Source organism: Roseovarius sp. CAU 1744 (assembly GCF_039839345.1).
Classification (GTDB): Bacteria; Pseudomonadota; Alphaproteobacteria; order Rhodobacterales; family Rhodobacteraceae; genus Roseovarius.
The window spans coordinates 144,000-157,118 of record NZ_JBDOQV010000008.1; the positions used below are offsets into that span (position 1 = coordinate 144,000).

Below are 13,119 nucleotides of genomic sequence, written 5' to 3' on the forward strand. Positions count from 1 at the left end.
GAATCGTACCGCCGTGTTACGAAGTGCATATTTGCAGAAAAGGACAATTTTCGTGCCAGAATGGACAAAAGCATCCCCATCGCCGGTGCGCATCGCCTTTCTGATCTTCGACCAGTTTTCGAACCTGTGCCTGGCCAATTGCCTGGAACCGTTGCGGGCGGCCAATACCCAGACTTCGACCCATGCGTTTGACTGGCAGATTTTCACACCCGACGGCGCGCCGGTTCTGTCGTCCAGCGGGATGCAGGTGCTGCCGCACGCGCCGCTGGATGCCCTGGCCAGATGCGACTACCTTTTTGTCACCGCCAGCTACGACCACCTCCGCCATGACACGCCGCGCAATCGCCGCGCCCTGCGGCGCGCATCACGCCTGGCCGGGGTCACGGTGGGGCTGGATGCGGGGCCGTGGCTGATGGCATCCGCCGGGTTGCTGGACGGGCGCCGGGCCACCGTGCACTGGGATCTGCTGGATGGTTTCACCGAGCATTTTCTGGAAGTGGCCGCCGAAAAGGCCCGTGTTGTCCGGGATGGTACATTGATGACCTGCGCGGGCGCGATGTCGGCGCTGGACCTGACGCTGGACCTCATCCGCGATCATGTGGGTGTTGCCGCGCGTCTGGATGTGGAGGCGCTGTTCATTCACAGGGATCCGCCGATCGGGGCGGATCGCGATCAGAAGGCAGTGCGTGACCCGCTGGTCAGCCGGGCATTGGGCCTGATGCGCGAAAACATCGAACGGCCGCTGGCGCTCGAGTCGCTGGCCCGGCAGCTGTCGTGCCAGTCACGGACCCTGGACCGCCGATTCCGGTCACGGCTGGGGGCGCCGCCGGGCACGGTGTACCGGCATCTGCGCCTGGCCTCGGCCCGCAAACTGCTGGAGGGCACCAACCTGGGCGTGGCCGAGATCGCCTTGCGCTGCGGGTACGAATCCCCTGCCGCGCTGACCCGCGCCATGCGGCGTGAATACGGCGCAACGCCCACGGCCCTGCGCCGGGCCGGATAGCGACAAGGGGCCAAGATGTGTCTGTCCTTTCAAAATTTCCCTTAGAGACCTTTTGCAAATGCAAGGCATGAATACTGTTGGAACCTGCCGTTGTCTGGTCTTTGATGGCACCGAACACAAGGAACGGACGGGCACCGATATGAACACATCCAGCTATTACGCGCCGCAGGGCGGTTTGCCGCCGCAAACGCAGTTGTTGACGGATAGGGCGGTCTTTACCGAGGCCTACGCGGTGATTCCAAAGGGCACGTTCAGCGATATCGTGACCAGCTACCTGCCTTTCTGGCAAGATGCGCGGTTCTGGGTGCTGTCGCGGCCGCTGTCGGGATTTGCCGAGACCTTCTCGCAATATATCGCCGAGGTGCAGCCGGGTGGCGGCAGCGACCGGCCCGAAACCGACAGCGGGGTCGAGGCGGTGATCTTCGTGGTCGCGGGGGCGATTGCCCTGACCATCGACGGCACAACGCACCAGATGGCGGAGGGCGGATATGCCTATCTGCCCCCGGATACGGCCTGGCAGTTGCACAACAGTGGCGATGTGGCGGCGCGGTTCCACTGGATCCGCAAGGCCTATCAGCCGGTCGAGGGGCTGGACGCGCCCGAGGCATTCGTCACCAACGAGCGTGATATCGCCCCCACGCCGATGCCCGATACAGATGGCGTCTGGGCGACGACACGGTTTGTCGACCCGGCGGATCTGCGCCATGACATGCACGTGACGATCGTAACCTTCCAGCCCGGCGGGGTGATCCCGTTTGCCGAAACCCATGTGATGGAACACGGGCTGTATGTCCTTGAAGGCAAAGCGGTTTACCGGCTCAATCAGGATTGGGTCGAGGTCGAGGCCGGGGATTACATGTGGCTGCGCGCCTTCTGCCCGCAGGCCTGTTACGCGGGCGGGCCGGGGCCGTTCCGCTATCTGCTTTACAAGGATGTGAACCGGCATATGCCGCTGAACAGGTGATCAGTCACCGGCAGGGGACGGTGCGCCAAGGCCGCGCGACACCTCCTGCGCGGCGGCGCAGACCCGCGCGGCGATCTCGTCGATCCGGTCTTCGGACATCCGGCTGGTCGGGCCGGAAACGGAAATCCCCGCGATTGCCTCGCCATAGATATTCAGGATCGGCGCCGCGACACAGCGCATCCCGGTGGCTTTCTCCTCGTCGTCAAGGGCCCAGCCCCTGGCGCGCGCGCGTCGCAGATCCTGCCGCAGCGCCTCGGCATCAGTGACCGTCTTGCCGGTAAACCCTTCCAGATCGCGGCCCGCGAACAGCCGATCGAACTGGTCGTCCGAATACCGGCTGAGAAGCGCCTTGCCGATGCCCGAGGCGTGCATGGGCGAGATCGTCCCCGGCGGAAAGAAGGCACGGATCGTCTCGGCGGTTTCAACCTGGCCGATGAACATCACGCTCCCGTTCATCTCGATCCCCAGGTTCGAGGTCTCGCCTGTTTGCTCCATCAGCCGGCGCATGGCGGGGCGGCTGCGCTCGGCCACACCGCTGCGGTGCAGGAATGCCGACCCGATACGATAGGCGGCAGCGCCGATATGCCAGGTCTGGCTCTGGCCGTCCATTTCCACCAGGTCGCGCGCCTGAAGCGTGGACAGGACGCGGTGCATGGTGGCCGGGGATTGATCCAGCCCGGTGGCGATTTCGGTCAATGTCAGCCCGGAACGCGACGCCAGCAGATCCAGCACATCTATCGCCCGATCCAGTGATTGAATCGTCGATTGTTCGGGTTTTGCATAAAATGCCCTGGGCCGACCCTTCTTGCGTGGTTGCTGTGCCATATGCGGAAATTTCCCGTTATTGCAAACGCACTTCTTCATATTATGAAAATACCTTTTAACCAATGAAAAAATCTAAGTAGCTGAAATTAAGATATAATAATCACAAAAAACGAAAGTGAAAAAGAATTTCAAAAAAATTTCCTTTCCTTTCGGACGCGTCTAACCTGGTTTCGACACATCAAAGGAGGGCACCGAAATGAGCTTTCAAAATCCTGTATTCATCCCCGGCCCGACCAATATGCCCGAGGAGATCCGTCTGGCGACCTACATGCCAACGATTGACCACCGTTCGCCGATTTTCGGAGAGATCCTGCATCCCGCACTGGCGGGGGTGAAGAAAATCCTGAAAAGCACGACCGCAGAGATTTTCGTTTTCCCCTCAACGGGAACCGGCGGCTGGGAGACGGCGCTGACCAATACGCTCAGCCCCGGCGACACGGTCCTTGCCGCCCGTAACGGCATGTTTTCGCATCGCTGGATCGATATGTGCCAGCGCCACGGGCTGGACGTTCAGGTTGTCGAAACCCCCTGGGGGCAGGGCATCCCGGCGGACCGGTACGAGGAAATCCTGACCGCCGACAGCGAACACAGGATCAAGGCGGTTCTGGCCACCCACAATGAGACCGCCACCGGCGTGAAATCGGACATCGCCGCCATTCGTCGCGCGTTGGACGCGGCCGGCCATCCGGCGCTGCTCTTCGTCGATGGCGTCAGTTCGATCGCGTCGATGGATTTCCGCATGGATGAATGGGGTGTCGATATAGCCGTCACCGGCAGTCAGAAGGGTTTCATGCTGCCCGCGGGCCTGGCGATTGTCGGGTTTTCGCCCAGGGCGATGGCGGCGGTCGATACCGCACAGCTTCCGCGAACCTTCTTTGATATCCGTGATATGGCCAAGGGGTATGCCAATAACGCCTACCCCTACACACCCGCCGTGGGCCTGCTGAACGGTCTGAAGCTGGCCACCGAGATGTTGCTGGACGAGGGGCTGGAAAACGTCTTTGCCCGCCACGCCAGGATTGCCGAAGGCGTGCGCGCCGCGGTCCGCGCATGGGGGCTGGAACTTTGTGCTCAGACGCCTGACTGCTATTCCGACACGGTCAGCGCGATTCTCACCCCCGAGGGGTTCAACGCCACCGATATCGTCAGCCATGCCGACAAGAAATACGGCGTCGCCTTCGGCGTCGGGCTGGGTGAGGTCGCGGGCAAGGTGTTCCGCATCGGCCATCTGGGTCAGTTGACCGATGTGCTGGCGTTGTCCGGCATTGCCACGGCCGAGATGGTCATGGCCGATCTGGGCCTGCAGATTCAGCTTGGGTCCGGCGTGGCCGCGGCGCAGGATTACTATCGTACGCATAACGGCTCCTCGCTGCAGGCGGCGGCGTGATGAAGGATCTGCCGATGGATATCCCGACCTATGACGACATGCTGGCCGCGCATGAGCGGATCAAGCCGCATATCCGGCGCACACCGGTGCGGCATTCGGATTACCTGAACGACCTGACCGGCGCAGAGCTGTTCTTCAAATGCGAGAACTTCCAGGAGCCGGGCGCGTTCAAGGTGCGCGGCGCCACCAACGCGGTGTTCGGCCTGGACGAGGCGCAGGCAGGCAAGGGCGTCGCGACGCATTCGTCGGGCAACCATGCCTCGTGCCTCAGCTACGCGGCGATGCTGCGCGGCATCCCGTGCAACGTGGTCATGCCGCACACCGCCCCGCAGGCCAAGAAGGACACGGTGCGCCGTTACGGCGGCAGGATCACCGAATGCGAGCCCTCGACCACCTCGCGCGAGGAGACCTTTGCGCGGGTTCAGGCCGAGACCGGCGGCGATTTCGTGCATCCGTACAATGACCCCCGGGTGATCGCGGGGCAGGGGACCTGTTCGAAAGAACTGGTCGAGCAGGTCGACGGGCTGGATTACGTGGTCGCCCCCATCGGCGGTGGCGGCATGATTTCGGGGACCTGCCTGACGCTGTCGACGCTGGCGCCGGAAACGCGGGTGATCGCCGCCGAACCCGAACAGGCCGACGACGCCTATCGCAGCTTCAAGGCCGGTCATATCATCGCCGACGACGCGCCCAAGACCATTGCCGACGGATTGCTGGTGCCGCTGAAGGATCTGACCTGGCATTTCGTGTCGAACCACGTTCATGACATTTTCACCGCGTCCGACCCCGAGATCATCGACGCGATGAAACTCATCTGGAAACACCTGCGCGTGGTGATGGAACCGTCTTCGGCCGTGCCGCTGGCAACCATCCTGAAGAACCGCGACGTGTTCGCGGGCAAGCGCGTGGGCATCATCATCACCGGTGGCAATGTCGATCTGGACAAGCTGCCCTGGCTGAACAGCTAAGTGCCGAAAGGACAAGGAAAATGAACGCACAAACCGATATTTCGAAACTTGAAGTGGGCTATGACGTGCCGGCCCTGCCGGGCATGGACGAAGCCGATATCCAGACCCCGGCGCTGGTGCTGGACCTGGACGCGCTGGAGCGCAACATCAAGAAGATGGGCGACTATGCCAAGGCCCACGGGATGCGTCACCGGGTGCATGGCAAGATGCACAAATCCGTCGACGTGGCGAAGCTGCAAGAGAAACTCGGCGGCGCGGTTGGTGTCTGCTGCCAGAAGGTTTCCGAGGCCGAGGTGTTCGTGCGTGGCGGCATCAAGGACGTGCTGGTGTCGAACCAAGTCCGCGACGCGGCCAAGATCGACCGGCTGGCGCAGCTGCCGAAACTGGGCAGCCGGATCATCGTCTGCGTGGACGATCTGGCCAACGTGGCCGAATTGTCGGCAGCGGCGCAGAAGCACGGCACCGAGCTTGAGATCTTTGTCGAGATCGATTGCGGCGCCGGGCGTTGCGGCGTGACGACCACGCCGGCGGTCATCGAGATTGCCAAGGCGGTTCAGGCCGCTGGCGGGCTGAAATTTGCCGGCATCCAGGCTTATCAGGGCGCGATGCAGCATCTCGACACCTACGAAGCCCGCCAGGAAAAACTGGACATTGCCATTGCGCAGGTCAAGGACGCCGTTGCCGGCCTGAAGGCCGAGGGCATCGATTGCGAACTGGTCTCGGGCGGCGGCACTGGCTCTTACTATTTCGAAAGCAATTCAGGGGTTTACAACGAATTGCAATGTGGCTCCTACGCCTTCATGGATGCGGATTACGGCCGGATCCTGGACAAGGATGGCAAGCGGATCGACCAGGGGGAGTGGGAAAACGCCTTCTTCATCCTCACCCAGGTGATGAGCCACGCCAAGGCGGACAAAGCGATCTGCGACGCGGGGCTCAAGGCGCAATCCGTCGACAGCGGCCTGCCCTTCATCTTTGACCGCGACGATGTGGAATACATCAAGTGCTCGGACGAGCATGGCGTCATCGCCGACCCGGCGGGCACGCTGAAAGTGGGGGAAAAACTGCGCCTTGTGCCCGGCCATTGCGATCCCACCGCCAACGTCCATGACTGGTATGTGGGCGTGCGCAACGGCAAGGTCGAAACCCTCTGGCCGGTCTCGGCCCGGGGCAAGGCCTACTGAATTTTTCCTGAGACTGGCGGGGGGCGCCCCGCCGCTTTTTTCCGAATAGAGGTGAATATGTATATCGTCCCCGAAAGCGCCGTCGCCGATCTGGTCACGCGCAAGGACAGTTTCGATGCGGTCGCGCAGGTCTTTGCGTCGATGTCAAAACGCTCGGCCTATAATTTCCCGGTGATCCGCGAGGCCATCGGCCACGCCGACGCGCTTTACGGGTTCAAGTCGGGCTTTGACCGGGATGCGCTGAACCTGGGCCTGAAATCCGGCGGCTACTGGCCGGGAAACGAGGCCAGGGGGCTGACCAACCACCAATCCACGGTGTTCCTGTTCGATGCCGATACCGGGAAATGCCGCGCGGTTGTGGGCGGCAACCTGCTGACCGCGCTGCGGACCGCGGCCGCGTCATCGGTGTCAATCGCGCATTTGGCCCCGAAAGAGGCCCGCGTGATCGGCATGATCGGCGCCGGGCATCAATCGGCCTTCCAGTTGCGGGCAGCATTGGAGCAGCGGAACTTCGAAAAAGTCATCGGCTGGAACTATCACCCCGAGATGCTCAGCCGGCTCGAAGAGGTCGCGGGCGAAGCGGGCCTGCCTTTCGAGCGCGTGGAACTGGATCAGCTGGGCGCCGAGGCGGATGTCATCATCTCGATCACGTCGAGCTTTGATCCGATCCTGATGGATGCGCATGTTTCAGGCGGCACGCATATCGCCTGCATGGGCACCGACACCAAGGGCAAGCAGGAGGTCGAGGCGACGCTGGTCGCGCGGGCGACCGTTTTCACCGACGAGGTGGCGCAATCGGTCAGCATCGGCGAATGCCAGCACGCGATCGCGGCGGGCCTGATCGAAGTGGGCCAGATCAACGAGATCGGCGCGGTGATCAACGGCGACCACCCGGGGCGCGGATCAGGTGATGAAATCACCCTGTTCGATGGCACCGGCGTGGGGCTGCAGGACCTTGCGGTGGCGGATGCGGTGGTGAAACGCGCCATCGAGAAAGGCATCGCCATCGAGGTGGATTTCTAGGCCACCGCGTCCAGCATCCGGCGGCTTTCGCGGGCCATGAAATCCACGAAATGCCGGATCTTGGGATCCTGAAGTTTCCGGTGCGGATAGAGGCACCCGAACATCGACGGCACGGGCGGCGTGGCGGGCAGAACCGGCACCAGCCGCCCGGCGCGCAGGTGATGTGCCACGTCGAACCGGGGTTTGTTCACGATGCCATGCCCGGCCAGCGCCCAATCCGTCAGAACATCCGAATCGTCAGCATCGAACCGGCCCGCGACATTCAGTTTCTGGGTGCCGTCCCCGGTTTTCAGCACCCAGAAATATTCGGGCGAGCGCGGGTAGCGCAGCAACAGGCAATTATGCCCGGCGCTCAGCAGGTCATCGGGTGTTTCCGGAGTGCCCTTGCGTGCCAGATAGTCCGGTGCGGCGCACAGGACACGTTCGCATTCCACGAATTTCCGAAGCTTCAGGTTTGATTCCTTTGGCGTGCCAACGAAGAACGCCACATCCAGCCGCTCGCTCAGCAGATCCACGGCGCGGTCCGACAGGCGCATCTGCACCTGGGTGTCGGGAAAGGCATCGACAAATCGCGGTACCAGCGGCGCGATGATGCGCCGCCCCACGCTGAGCGGTGCGGTAACCCGGATGACCCCGCGCGGCGTGTCGGAGAAACTGGCAACCGCGGCCTCGGCATCGCCAAGCGTTTCCAGCACCTTCTTGGCCTCGCCATAGAATACGCGCCCGACCTCGGTCGGGGTGATCGAGCGCGTCGTGCGGTTGAAAAGCCGCACGCCCAGGCGTTTCTCCAGCTCCTTGATACGTTTGCTGGCCACGGCAGGGGTCAGCCGCAGGTCGCGCCCGCCCGAGGTGATGCTGCCCAGCTCCACCACGCGGGCGAACACGCGCAGGCTTTCGATATAGGCCATGAAACCTCCGGTATTTCAGGGTGTTTGACTGTGGTTCGATCAGACACCAATCCGGTTTCATTTTCAACGTTTCGTATAAAGTATTTACCGACTCCGAGCGTATTCATTGATAGTAAAATGCGCTAATCTGGGATCACTACGCATGTCTTTCACGCAGGAGGGGGCCGGATGACACCGCGCCAGGAAATCCGATTTATCCTCAACGGCCGCGCAACCGCTGTGCCGGATGTCGGGGCGTCGCAGACGCTGCTGGATTTCCTGCGGCTGGACCGGCGCCTGACCGGCACCAAGGAGGGCTGCGCCGAGGGTGATTGCGGCGCCTGCACGGTGCTGGTGGGCCGTCTGCAGGACGGCGCGCTGACCTACGAGGTGGTCAATGCCTGCATCCGGTTCCTGGCCTCGCTCGACGGGTGCCACATCGTCACGGTCGAACATCTGTCGGGGCCCGACGGGCGGCTGCACCCGGTGCAGCAGGCGATGGTCGAACATCATGGCAGTCAATGCGGTTTCTGCACGCCCGGTTTTGTCATGGCGCTCTATGCGCTGTGGATGGAACGGCCAGAGCCGACGCTGGAACAGATCGAGACCGCGTTGCAGGGCAATCTCTGCCGCTGCACCGGGTATGAGCCGATCATACGCGCGGCAGAGGCCGTCAGCCGCCACGGCACGCCCTCTGCCGACTACCTCATGCGGGAGCGGGATGCGACTGCCAAGCAGCTGCAGGCCCTGAAGGACGGCAACCGGGTGGTGACCGGCCCGGCAGATAATCGGGCCATTCTGCCCGCCGATGTCGATGATTTCGCCCAAGTGTTGCTGGAACATCCTGACGCCACGATCGTGGCGGGGGCCACCGATGTCGGGCTGTGGGTCACCAAGTTCCTGCGCCCGATCGGGCCGGCGATCTTCATCAGCCACCTGGACGGGTTGAAATCCATCGCCGTGACCGATGCCGATATTTCCATCGGCGCGGGCGTGACCTATTCCGAATTCGACCCGGTGATTTCCGAACATTTCCCCTATTTGCGCGAATACTGGGACCGGATCGCCGGCTGGCAGGTGCGCAACATGGGCACGATCGGCGGCAATATCGCCAATGGCTCGCCCATCGGGGACACGCCGCCGGTGCTGATCGCGCTTGGCGCCGAGGTGACTCTGCGCCGGGGGGCGGATCGCCGTACGCTGCCGCTCGAGGATTTCTTCGTCGATTACGGCAAGCAGGACCGTGCCGAAGGCGAATTCGTCGAAACCATCCGCATTCCGCGCCCCGCAGACGGGCAGCGCGACGCGGCCTACAAGATCTCCAAGCGCCGGGACGAGGATATCTCGTCAGTGGCGGCGGGAATCAGTGTCCAGTTGACCGATGGCCGGATCACCCGGGCGCGCATCGCACTGGGCGGCATGGCGGCCACGCCGAAACGCGCGGCGGGCGCCGAGGCGGCGCTGATCGGGCAGGAATGGAGCGAAGCGGCGTTCGAGGCTGCGGCCGTTGCGCTTGCCGGGGATTTCGCGCCGCTGACGGATTGGCGCGCCTCCGCCGATTACCGGATGCGGGCGGCGCAGAACCTGCTGCGCCGGTTCTACCTGGAACAGGGCGCGGATGCCGATTCACCCGTCCGGTTGAGCGCGTGAGGAGAGGCGTGATGAACGATCAGAGCACAATTCGCGGCGCAGTCCATTCCGACCTGCAGCATGACAGCGCGATCAAGCACGTCACCGGCCGCGCGACCTATACCGACGACATCGCCGAGCCGGTGGGCACGCTGCACGCCTATCTGGGGGTGGCGACGGAAACCCACGCGCGCATCCGCAAGATAGACTTGGCGCCTGTCAGGGCCGCGCCGGGCGTGATCGGCGTGCTGACCGCCGAGGATATTCCCGGCCATAATGACATCAGCCCGACCGGCCGAGAGGATGAGCCGGTTTTCCCAACCGACAAGGTGGAATTCAATGGCCAGCCCCTGTTTGCCGTCGTGGCCGAGACACGCGATGCGGCCCGGCGCGCGGCCGAGCTGGCACGGATCGATTACGAGCCGCTTTCGCACGCGCTGGATCCCGTTGCCGCGCAAGCGGCCGGGTATCCGCATGTCACCGACCCGCTGACCCTGTCGCGCGGCGATGCCGCCACCGCGCTGGAGGGGGCGCAAAACCGGATCACCGGGCGCATGGTCGTGGGCGGTCAGGATCACATGTACCTGGAAGGCCATATCGCCTTTGCCGTGCCCGGCGAGGATGACGACGTGATCGTGCATTGCTCGACCCAGCATCCCAGCGAGGCGCAGCACATGGTGGCGCATGTGCTGGGCGTACCGTCAAACGCCGTCACGGTGAATGTGCGCCGCATGGGTGGCGGGTTTGGCGGCAAGGAAAGCCAGATGAACCTGTTTTGCGCCGTGGCCGCCATTGCCGCCAAGAAATGGAACCGCGCCGTCAAGATCCGCCCCGACCGCGACCAGGACATGACTGCCACCGGCAAGCGGCATGATTTCGTGATCGACTATGAGGTTGGCTTCGACGACGCGGGCCGCATTCAGGCGGTGGACGGCCAGTTTGCCGCGCGCTGCGGGTTTTCGTCTGACCTGTCGGGACCGGTGACGGATCGCGCACTGTTTCATGCCGACAACGCCTATTTCTATCCGCATGTGCGGCTGGAAAGCCACCCGATGAAGACCAACACCGTCTCCAACACCGCTTTCCGCGGCTTTGGCGGCCCGCAGGGCGTGATCGCCGCAGAGCGCATGATCGAAGAGATCGCCTATGCTTTGGGCCGCGATACGCTGGAGATCCGCAAGGCCAATTTCTATGGATCCGACGGGCGGGACGTGACGCCCTATCACCAGACGGTCGAAGACAATATCATGCCCCGCATCGTCGAGGAACTGGAGGCCGGCGCCGATTACCAGGCGCGGCGGCAGGCGGTGCTGGATCACAATGCCGGGGGCGGCATCATCCGCCGCGGTATTGCGCTGACACCGGTGAAATTCGGCATTTCCTTCACCGCCACCTGGTACAACCAGGCCGGTGCGCTGGTGCATGTCTACAACGACGGCTCGATCCATCTGAACCATGGCGGCACCGAGATGGGGCAGGGGTTGAACACCAAGGTTTCGCAGGTCGTGGCGGATACGTTCCAGGTCGATGTCGACCGGATCAAGATCACCAGGACAACGACCGAAAAAGTGCCCAACACCTCGGCCACGGCGGCGTCGAGCGGCTCGGACCTGAACGGCATGGCGGCGCTGGACGCGGCCGAGCAGATCAAGGCGCGGCTCATAGATTTTGCGGTCGAACGCTGGCAGGCGGAGCCGTCCGAAGTGCGTTTCCTGCCCAACCGGGTGCAGATCCGGGACGAGGTGATTGCCTTCAACGATTTCATCAAACAGGCCTATATGGCGCGGGTGCATCTGTCGGCGGCGGGTTTTTACAAGACGCCCAAGATCCACTGGGACCGGGCCACCGGCAAGGGGCGCCCGTTCTATTACTACGCCTATGGCGCCGCCTGTTCCGAGGTCGAGATCGACACGCTGACCGGCGAGTACCGGGTGCTGCGCACCGATATCCTGCATGACGTGGGCCGCTCGCTGAACCCGGTGCTGGACAAGGGCCAGGTCGAAGGCGCCTTCATCCAGGGCATGGGGTGGCTCACGACCGAGGAGCTCTGGTGGGACGAGGCCGGACGGCTGCGGACCCACGCGCCCTCGACCTACAAGATCCCGCTGGCCTCGGACCGGCCGCGCGAGTTCAACGTGAAGCTGGCCGACTGGTCGGAAAACCGCGAGATGACGATCAAACGCTCCAAGGCGGTGGGCGAGCCGCCCTTCATGCTGGGCATTTCCGTCTTCGAGGCGCTGTCGATGGCCGTGGCCAGCGTTGCGGATTACCGCGAATGTCCGCGCCTTGATGCGCCGGCGACGCCAGAACGCGTATTGATGGCCGTGGAGCGGCTGCAGGGTAGGGGGGCGTCATGACCGGTCAGACACCTCTCGCCGCGTTCTTCGCACGCAACCGCGATGTCGCAAAGGTCGCGCTGGTGCAGGTACTAGGCTCGTCCCCGCGTAACGCGGGAACCGAAATGTTCGTGGCACCTGGCGAAACGCTGGGCACGATCGGCGGCGGCCAGCTGGAATACATGATGGTCGATGAGGCGCGCAGCCTGCTGGCACGAGGCACTGGCCGCACGACGCGCGAGGTGCCGCTGGGCCCCGAGATCGGCCAGTGTTGTGGCGGACACGTGACCGTCGACATTCATCGGATGGGGGCGGAGGACCGGGCGCAGGCCCTGGCATTGGCCGGGCGCGAGGCGGAGGCGCGCCCGCATGTCTACATCATGGGCGCGGGTCATGTGGGCCGGGCCCTGGCCGGGTTTTTCGCGCAGCTGCCGGTGCGGACGGTGCTTGTCGATACGCGCGCCGAGGAGCTTGCGCTGTGCCAGGCGCCGGTCGAGTATCGCAACACGGCGCTGCCCGAGGCGGAAATCACGGCCGCACCGCCGCTCAGTGCCTTCATCGTGCTGACCCACGACCATGCGCTCGATTTCCTGCTGACATCCGAAGCACTGGCGCGCGGCGATGCCGCCTATGTCGGCCTGATCGGGTCGGCCACGAAACGGGTGAAGTTCCGCAACTGGTGCCGCGATCACGGCGGTGGACAGCCCATCGACGGGCTGACCTGTCCGATTGGCGCGGGCGGCAGCGATGACAAGCGCCCCGAGGTGATAGCCGCCTTTGTCGTGGCCGAGGTGATGGCCGCGTTGACACGGGATACTGAGGATACCGCCAAGCAGGCGGAGAGAACCTTGCGCAAGGCAAGGTAGGGAGCCGGCCGGGCCCCGCGAGTGATGAGGAGATCACCAAGCCCGGC

Annotated in this window: 11 protein-coding genes; 9 read left to right on the forward strand and 2 right to left on the reverse strand. The window is 63.6% G+C overall.

From position 1 onward, the window contains the following. The first annotated feature begins 52 nt into the window (after positions 1 to 52). On the forward strand, positions 53 to 1,003 hold the full coding sequence (locus tag AAFO92_RS17025) for a helix-turn-helix domain-containing protein (RefSeq protein WP_347537124.1): 951 nt from the start codon (positions 53 to 55) through the stop codon (positions 1,001 to 1,003). Between the two features lie 139 nt (positions 1,004 to 1,142). Continuing rightward, positions 1,143 to 1,967 (forward strand): bifunctional allantoicase/(S)-ureidoglycine aminohydrolase, encoded by an 825-nt coding sequence (locus AAFO92_RS17030; protein ID WP_347537126.1) that lies wholly within the window; start codon positions 1,143 to 1,145, stop codon positions 1,965 to 1,967. Here AAFO92_RS17030 and bhcR read toward each other — a convergent pair whose 3' ends face one another. Next, positions 1,968 to 2,792, reverse strand: coding sequence for an HTH-type transcriptional regulator BhcR (bhcR, locus tag AAFO92_RS17035; RefSeq protein WP_347537128.1), 825 nt, complete (start codon positions 2,790 to 2,792; stop codon positions 1,968 to 1,970). Positions 2,793 to 2,988: 196 nt separating this feature from the next. Here bhcR and bhcA point away from each other — a divergent pair, with 196 nt between their 5' ends. Genes bhcA through bhcD form a run of 4 tightly spaced genes read left to right on the forward strand, consistent with a single transcriptional unit; the run spans position 2,989 to position 7,354 of the window. Beyond that, positions 2,989 to 4,179 (forward strand): L-aspartate--glyoxylate aminotransferase BhcA, encoded by a 1,191-nt coding sequence (gene bhcA / locus AAFO92_RS17040; RefSeq protein ID WP_347537129.1) that lies wholly within the window; start codon positions 2,989 to 2,991, stop codon positions 4,177 to 4,179. Beyond that, positions 4,179 to 5,147, forward strand: a complete 969-nt coding sequence (gene bhcB, locus AAFO92_RS17045) for a beta-hydroxyaspartate dehydratase BhcB (RefSeq protein WP_347537131.1) — start codon at positions 4,179 to 4,181, stop codon at positions 5,145 to 5,147. Before bhcA ends, bhcB begins: the two co-directional genes overlap by 1 nt. A gap of 20 nt (positions 5,148 to 5,167) precedes the next feature. After that, positions 5,168 to 6,331: a 3-hydroxy-D-aspartate aldolase BhcC gene (gene bhcC, locus AAFO92_RS17050; RefSeq protein WP_347537133.1), complete on the forward strand. Its 1,164-nt coding sequence runs from the start codon at positions 5,168 to 5,170 to the stop codon at positions 6,329 to 6,331. Positions 6,332 to 6,388: 57 nt separating this feature from the next. Next, the gene (gene bhcD / locus AAFO92_RS17055) at positions 6,389 to 7,354 is read left to right on the forward strand and encodes an iminosuccinate reductase BhcD (protein WP_347537135.1); all 966 of its coding nucleotides are present in this window, start codon (positions 6,389 to 6,391) and stop codon (positions 7,352 to 7,354) included. Here bhcD and AAFO92_RS17060 read toward each other — a convergent pair. Beyond that, complete coding sequence (locus AAFO92_RS17060) at positions 7,351 to 8,262, reverse strand: LysR family transcriptional regulator (RefSeq protein WP_347537137.1); 912 nt, start codon at positions 8,260 to 8,262, stop codon at positions 7,351 to 7,353. The two genes, bhcD and AAFO92_RS17060, sit on opposite strands and share 4 nt — an antisense overlap. Before the next feature lie 168 nt (positions 8,263 to 8,430). Between AAFO92_RS17060 and xdhA the strand changes: the two genes are divergently transcribed. Genes xdhA through xdhC form a run of 3 tightly spaced genes read left to right on the forward strand, consistent with a single transcriptional unit; the run spans position 8,431 to position 13,072 of the window. Then, the gene (gene xdhA, locus AAFO92_RS17065) at positions 8,431 to 9,891 is read left to right on the forward strand and encodes a xanthine dehydrogenase small subunit (protein ID WP_347537139.1); all 1,461 of its coding nucleotides are present in this window, start codon (positions 8,431 to 8,433) and stop codon (positions 9,889 to 9,891) included. Between the two features lie 11 nt (positions 9,892 to 9,902). Then, positions 9,903 to 12,227, forward strand: coding sequence for a xanthine dehydrogenase molybdopterin binding subunit (xdhB, locus tag AAFO92_RS17070; RefSeq protein ID WP_347537141.1), 2,325 nt, complete (start codon positions 9,903 to 9,905; stop codon positions 12,225 to 12,227). Further along, positions 12,224 to 13,072 carry a xanthine dehydrogenase accessory protein XdhC gene (gene xdhC / locus AAFO92_RS17075; protein ID WP_347537143.1) on the forward strand — a complete coding sequence of 283 codons (849 nt, stop codon included), beginning with the start codon at positions 12,224 to 12,226 and terminating at the stop codon, positions 13,070 to 13,072. The genes xdhB and xdhC overlap by 4 nt, the downstream gene beginning before the upstream one ends. Positions 13,073 to 13,119: the final 47 nt, after the last annotated feature.

Excerpts from the sequence above, each read along its gene's own strand:
- AAFO92_RS17030 (WP_347537126.1), top strand. The coding sequence starts at position 1,143 with ATGAACACATCCAGCTATTACGCGCCGCAGGGCGGTTTGCCGCCGCAA.
- bhcR (WP_347537128.1), bottom strand. The coding sequence starts at position 2,792 with ATGGCACAGCAACCACGCAAGAAGGGTCGGCCCAGGGCATTTTATGCA.
- bhcA (WP_347537129.1), top strand. The coding sequence starts at position 2,989 with ATGAGCTTTCAAAATCCTGTATTCATCCCCGGCCCGACCAATATGCCC.
- bhcB (WP_347537131.1), top strand. The coding sequence starts at position 4,179 with ATGAAGGATCTGCCGATGGATATCCCGACCTATGACGACATGCTGGCC.
- bhcC (WP_347537133.1), top strand. The coding sequence starts at position 5,168 with ATGAACGCACAAACCGATATTTCGAAACTTGAAGTGGGCTATGACGTG.
- bhcD (WP_347537135.1), top strand. The coding sequence starts at position 6,389 with ATGTATATCGTCCCCGAAAGCGCCGTCGCCGATCTGGTCACGCGCAAG.
- AAFO92_RS17060 (WP_347537137.1), bottom strand. The coding sequence starts at position 8,262 with ATGGCCTATATCGAAAGCCTGCGCGTGTTCGCCCGCGTGGTGGAGCTG.
- xdhA (WP_347537139.1), top strand. The coding sequence starts at position 8,431 with ATGACACCGCGCCAGGAAATCCGATTTATCCTCAACGGCCGCGCAACC.
- xdhB (WP_347537141.1), top strand. The coding sequence starts at position 9,903 with ATGAACGATCAGAGCACAATTCGCGGCGCAGTCCATTCCGACCTGCAG.
- xdhC (WP_347537143.1), top strand. The coding sequence starts at position 12,224 with ATGACCGGTCAGACACCTCTCGCCGCGTTCTTCGCACGCAACCGCGAT.